Source organism: Planotetraspora mira (assembly GCF_016863275.1).
GTDB classification, from domain to species: domain Bacteria; phylum Actinomycetota; class Actinomycetes; order Streptosporangiales; family Streptosporangiaceae; genus Planotetraspora; species Planotetraspora mira.
In genome coordinates this window covers 38,470-44,469 of sequence record NZ_BOOO01000021.1, presented here as the reverse complement: position 1 = coordinate 44,469, position 6,000 = coordinate 38,470, and the positions used below count along the sequence as shown (strand labels likewise).

Annotated in this window: 5 protein-coding genes; 3 read left to right on the top strand and 2 right to left on the bottom strand. The window is 68.2% G+C overall.

From position 1 onward, the window contains the following. The first annotated feature begins 145 nt into the window (after positions 1-145). Positions 146-268, top strand: a complete 123-nt coding sequence (locus Pmi06nite_RS42630) for a hypothetical protein (protein WP_275409588.1) — start codon at positions 146-148, stop codon at positions 266-268. Further along, positions 265-1,137 carry a phosphatidate cytidylyltransferase gene (locus Pmi06nite_RS21280; RefSeq protein WP_203954831.1) on the top strand — a complete coding sequence of 291 codons (873 nt, stop codon included), beginning with the start codon at positions 265-267 and terminating at the stop codon, positions 1,135-1,137. The genes Pmi06nite_RS42630 and Pmi06nite_RS21280 overlap by 4 nt, the downstream gene beginning before the upstream one ends. Positions 1,138-1,183: 46 nt before the next feature. On the opposite strand, the gene Pmi06nite_RS21275 is transcribed toward Pmi06nite_RS21280, so the two are convergent. After that, on the bottom strand, positions 1,184-2,227 hold the full coding sequence (locus tag Pmi06nite_RS21275; protein WP_373317322.1) for a suppressor of fused domain protein: 1,044 nt from the start codon (positions 2,225-2,227) through the stop codon (positions 1,184-1,186). A 77-nt stretch (positions 2,228-2,304) separates the two neighbouring features. Between Pmi06nite_RS21275 and rlmN the strand changes: the two genes are divergently transcribed. Beyond that, entirely contained in the window at positions 2,305-3,423 is a 1,119-nt protein-coding gene (rlmN, locus tag Pmi06nite_RS21270) for a dual-specificity RNA methyltransferase RlmN (protein ID WP_203954830.1), read from the top strand. 53 nt (positions 3,424-3,476) lie between these two features. On the opposite strand, the gene Pmi06nite_RS21265 is transcribed toward rlmN, so the two are convergent. Next, on the bottom strand, positions 3,477-5,528 hold the full coding sequence (locus Pmi06nite_RS21265; RefSeq protein WP_203954829.1) for an HNH endonuclease signature motif containing protein: 2,052 nt from the start codon (positions 5,526-5,528) through the stop codon (positions 3,477-3,479). Positions 5,529-6,000 lie beyond the last annotated feature (472 nt).

The window sequence follows — 6,000 nt, the reverse complement described above, 5'->3', positions numbered from 1 at the left end:
AAGGATCACGTGTATAGGGAGTAGGACGCTTTGGACGGAACGGCTGCCGCCGGAGACCGCTATTCCGATGGCGTGACCGGTGTCTCCGGCGACGGCGATGCCGAGCGCCATGGAAACGGCCATGGCAACGGCCACGATGACGGTCATGGCGCTGACTCCGGTGCCGGCTCTGGCAACGGCCGCGGTGAGGGCCGGAGTGATGATCACGCCGACGGTCGTGGTGACGATCACGCCGATGGTCTCGGTGGCGGTCTCGGCGGCGGCATGAACGGTCCTGGAGGCGGGGAGCCCGGCCCGGTGGGAACCGGGCCCTCGGACGCATCCGGCGGCGGGAGCCGTACGGGGCGGAACCTTCCCGCGGCCGTGGCCGTCGGCGTCGCTCTGGGCGCCGTGGTCATCGCCTCGCTCTACACCGTCAAGGTCTTCTTCCTCCTCGTCGTCCTGGCCGCGGTCGGCGTGGGCGTCCACGAGCTGACCAAGGCCGTCGCGGCCCGCGGGATCCGGGTGCCGACGCTCCCGCTCCTCGCCGGCATGACGGCGATGGTCGTCGGCCCGTACTGGGGCGGCCCCGCGTTCCTCGTCGGCGCTTTCGCGGTGACCGCGATGGTGGTGCTGGCCTGGCGGATGTTCCAGGGCACGGACGGCTTCGTCAGGGACGCCACGGCCGGGCTTTTCATCGCCGTCTACCCCTCGCTTCTCGCGGGTTTCGTCCCGTTGCTCCTCAAGGTGGACGACGGCTCGGATCGCGTGCTCATCTTCATCGCGGTGACCGTCTGCAGTGACATCGGCGGCTATTTCGCCGGGATCCTGTTCGGCAAGCATCGGATGTCGCCGCTCATCAGCCCGAAGAAGACCTGGGAGGGCTTCGCCGGCTCCGCGCTCGCCTGCATCGTGGCCGGTGCGTTACTGGTCCACTTACTGCTGGGCGGCGCTTACTGGCAGGGTGGCATCCTCGGAGCCGTGGTCGTCGTCTGCGCGACCCTCGGCGACTTGATCGAGTCGGTCATCAAGCGCGATCTCGGCATCAAGGACATGGGCACCCTTCTCCCGGGCCACGGTGGCGTGATGGACCGCCTCGACTCCCTGCTCTTCACGCTCGTCCCCGTCTGGCTGCTGCTCACGCTGTTCGTGGGCTAGTTCTGTTCGCGGGTTAGCCGTCCGCGCTGCCCGCGCATGCTCGCGGTCAGATCCGGCCCTGTACGGCCAGGCGGTCGGAGAGCACCTGGTGCCCCTGGTCCTGGGCCAGCCGGAGTTCGGTGTCGGTGAGCGGAAGCAGCCACAGCCACCGTACGGATTCGCCTCCGAAGGCGAATCCCGACAGGTCGGGCAGGCCGACCGGGTCGGCCAACATGATCACTCCCTGGTGCCCGCCGTCCAGTGGGAACGTCCCCGGCCCCTGAAACCAGCGGGCCGTATGGCCGTGTCCCAGCCAGGTCACCGACCGCCAGGGGTACTGGCCCAGCCAGAGCAGCACCCGGGTGGCCACCCCCGGGTCCTGCCGGGTCGCGATGGCGAGCTCGATGCGGCAGGCGGTGTCGTAGAGCTCCGCGGTCGGCATCCGCTGGCAGCTCATGCCGACCGTCGACAACACCGTGTAGTCCCTGCCGTAACCGGCGGGCCGCTCAGTCACTCCGACCACAGGGAGCCTGGCGCCGCTGACGTCCCAGTAGCGTCCGGGCGGGCCGAGCCTGCTGTCCAGGTGACCCATGACGAACTGCTGGAACGATGCCCAACTGCCCTCGGCCTCCCGCCACTGCCAGTACGCCCGGGCCTTGGTCACACGAGGCGACAGCCCCTCCATCGCCTCGGCCAGCGACCAGGCGAAGGGCGATTCGCCCACGGCGTCCCTGGCGTAGCCCGGCATGCCACGTTCCAGATCCGACCAGCCTGGAATGACGGCCAGCAGTTCGCCGTTCTCGAAGATGGCGACGCCGTCCCCCTCCTCGAACCAGAGCACGGACAGTGCGGCGGCGTCGAGCGGCGGTGTACCGGAAGGGTTGATGGTGTTCACACGGGGCATCACGGGCGGCAGCCCGGCGTTGGCCCGGGCGAGATCCACGGTCTCCGGGGCCGGACCGTGGTTGGCCAGCCAGACGGCTCCGTGGACGGTTCCCTTTGATCCGCGCAGGTAAGCTACTGAGGATGCCCGATCGCGTTCGATGGTGAGAGTGCGGCTCCCGTAGGGGTTGGGGCTGGTGAGCACGACGGATGCCCTGTCCAATCTCACCTCCGGAATCACCGCCAGAATAAGGCTGCTTTGGGCAGCCGTTAAGACCACATCTGCAGGAGATCGGAAGGTTTTGCGTGAGCGACCAGCCCAAGACCGGCCAGCTGACGTTCGTCGCGCCGCGCCGGGCCAAGCCGCAACGCCATCTGGCCGATCTCACCATGGCCGAGCGCAGGGCGGCCGTGACGGAGCTCGGTGAGAAGCCGTTCCGCGCCGACCAGCTCTCCCGGCACTACTTCGCCAAGCTCACCGGGTCCCCGGAGGAGATGACCGACCTGCCCGGCGACAGCCGCGAGCGGCTGGTGTCCCAGCTCATGCCGTCCCTGCTGACGCCCGTCCGGGAGATCACCTGTGACGACGGCATGACCCGCAAGACGTTGTGGAAGCTGTTCGACGGCTCCCTCGTCGAGTCGGTGCTGATGCGTTACCCCGATCGGGTGACGATGTGCGTCTCCTCCCAGGCCGGCTGTGGGATGAACTGCCCGTTCTGCGCCACCGGTCAGGCCGGGCTGACCCGGAACATGTCCACGGCGGAGATCGTCGAGCAGGTCGTCGCGGGTGCCCGGGCGCTTGCCAGAGGCGATGTCCCCGGTGGTCCCGCCCGGGTGAGCAACATCGTCTTCATGGGCATGGGCGAGCCGATGGCCAACTACAAGGCCGTGATCGGCGCCGTCCGCCGCCTGGTCGATCCGGCTCCGGAGGGCCTGGGCATCTCCGCCCGCGGCGTGACGGTTTCGACCGTCGGCCTGGTGCCCGCGATCGAGAAGCTCGCCGCTGAGGGCCTCCCCGTCACGCTGGCCGTCTCACTGCACGCCCCCGACGACGAGCTTCGCGACACGCTCGTCCCCATCAACACCAGGTGGAAGGTCGCCGAGGTGCTCGGCGCCGCCTGGGACTACGCGGCGAAGACCAAGCGTCGTGTCTCCATCGAGTACGCCCTGATCAAGGACATCAACGACCAGGAATGGCGTGCGGATCTGCTCGGCCGCCTCCTCAAGGGCAAGCTCGTCCACGTCAATCTGATCCCCCTCAATCCCACGCCGGGGTCGAAGTGGACCGCCTCACGTCCCGAGGACGAGCGTGCCTTCGTCCGGAGGCTGGAGTCCCACGGCGTCGCGGTCACCGTCCGTGACACCCGGGGCCGCGAGATCGACGGCGCGTGCGGTCAACTCGCGGCCGCCACGCCCGCTTCCTGACGCCCTTCCGTTCCTGGCGCCTTCCGGGGCCCCTGTTGATCAGTGTCTGCTGATCAGAACGGGGGCGCGTCTGTCTCCTGCCTGAGCAGGGGAGTGATCGGGTCCGGGGCGTGGGCCTGGGTGCCTCCGTCATCTGGGCCCTCCTCGCTGCGTGGTTGCGGGCTGGGCTGCTGTGGATTGCATGGCTGTTGAGTGCTTGTCCGCGGACTATGCGGTTTCAATCCGGTCACCAGTGGGTGGGCGTCGTCAGGAATGCGGCCGGGCGGTGAGTCTGGCCAGTCGCGAGGCTGCGGACTGAGGGTGCCGAACATGATCGGTGGGAGACGAGTGGGATAGCTGTGGCCGAGCGGGCTGCTCCACAGGATCAGGCCGGGATCGGGCATGGTCACGCGCCAGCCGCCGTCGTGCTTGGCGCGGTGGTCATGACGACAGGCCAGGTGCAGATTGTCTTCGGTGGTCGATCCTCCGTCGGCCCAGTTGGCAGCGTGGTCTTGGTCGGTCCTCGTCGCGGGCATGCGGCAGCCGGGCCATGAACAGCATCGGCCCCGCATCTGGACGTATCGGCGTAAGACCGCGCCCGCTCGTCGTCGGGAACTCTTGTGATCGGCGCTGATGTCGGTGCTGCTCCTGGCCGCGTCGCTGGTTTCTTGGAGATGGCGTCTGGTCCGGTGGGCAAGCTCGGTGACGAGCGACGTCCACACCCCCAGGAAGCCGTCCCCCTCTGCGATGTCGATCAGGCGAGATCTGGTGATTTGAAGCTCGACGATGCCGCTCTGCCGGATGTCTCGCGAGGGGCGCTCAGCGGCAGCACAGGGGCGATGGTGCGTTATCCCGCTGTACAGGAGTCGGCCGTCGTCGGTGCAGACCGCGAACCGCCATTCGCCGGCGAGCATGCCAGAGACCATCTCGCGGGCCAGACCAGCGTGGATGATCCCCCAACCGGGCACCTCGGCAGGGTGCTCGTCAAGCCCGAGGAGGGTGGTCAGCTCCACCCGAATCTCACGAACCGCCCGGCCGGCCCTGTTGTACGGCACAGGCATGTGCTGAACAGGTTCGGGTCCAGCATGATCGGGCTGTATGGGATCCGGCCGTTCAGAATCCGCTTGATCGGCTCTGGACCGGTCGTTTCCATACGGGCCGTTTCCATACGGGCCGTTTCCACGCTGGTCGTCTCCATACCGGTCGTTTCCGGGCCGGGCGCGTTGAGCCGCATCTGGGCGCGGTGATGCCGGATGCCTGCGGGGAGACCGTGCAGGCTTGGGGTCGGCTGACCGACCGGCGTGGCCACCGGCGGCGCCATCACTTCGATCGTCGCTCTGCTCGACGAAAGGATGCTCGAGGACGTGAGCGACGATCTCTTTGTCCGTGAGAGCTTCGAACGACCCGTCCAGTGAGCCGAGGAACAGGTCGGTGCGGATGTGGTCGATCGGGCGCTTGTCTCCTGCGCGTTTGCATGAGCGGGCCAGATCGTCGATCCGCTCGCAACCGGCGGCCGCCCGGTCCAACGGCAGGTCCAGGCCTGACACGGTCGCAGTGCCGTCCTCGTTGCGGGTCCCCACCACGCGGCGACGGCGGACCGCCTCCGTGTAGCGCTTCTGCGCCCACTCGGGATCGATCGCCAGAACCAGCCTTTGGATCTGTTCGATCAACGCGCCGACGGTCAGCCGACCAGCTCCGGGCACCAGTTGCGCACAGACCACCTCGGCCTGCTGGTGAGTCAGGCCCGCGGTCCACCGAATGAACGCCGCAGCTCGCGGCTCATCCAGGTCACCGCGCGACATCGCCTCACCCAGCTGAGGCAGTCGGCGGTGCACACCCCATGCCAGCTCGAAGGTGGAGTCCGAGCGGCGGCGCGACCACACCAGTGCCGCGCGCGCCTCATCCGGGCTGAACTCGTCCGGCACCTCAAGTCGTCTCACCGAGTCGCCGGAGAAGTGCTCTCGCAGCCCGACCTCCAGTAAGACCGCGAGAAACCGGGCTCGATCGTGGCACAACTGCCGGTAGGCCGCTTTCAGCACCTCGACCGTGTCGAACCCTGATACGCGACGCTCGTCGATAGCCGCCAGGGCTTCCGCCAACTCCACGCCTGGCGGCAACGAGGCCAAGCCGTCAGGGATGGGCAGCGGATGATCCGCAGGTGAAGGGCCGCGCGGAGGAACCGCGGCCGGACCTGCGGATGCGCATGCGGATGCCGTGGACACGGCGGGCCTCCTCCCCGGAGACGAAAGCGACCGACTTCCCGATCGAGCGGCGATCGGGGACTCCACTTCATGGAAATCGACTGCTTCATCACGGGGCGTACGGCCTCAACAGCCCGCCCAACCAAGCTCACCTGTAACGGCTGCCCCGATCATATATCGAACGTATGATCGAAACAACCCTTGAAAGCTTCGTCCCTCAGGAAGCGCCGTTCGATATCCGGGAGCCGGCCCCATCGACCGGTGGACGAGATCGTCAGGCCTGCGGGCCGTCCGCCGTACACGGTGTGTCGGCGGGTGCCGGCCGTACCCGGGCCGAAGTGCGCGGGTGGTGCCCACCTCGACCCCCGGCGAGGCGGTGGCGTGCCGGGCGGGGGCG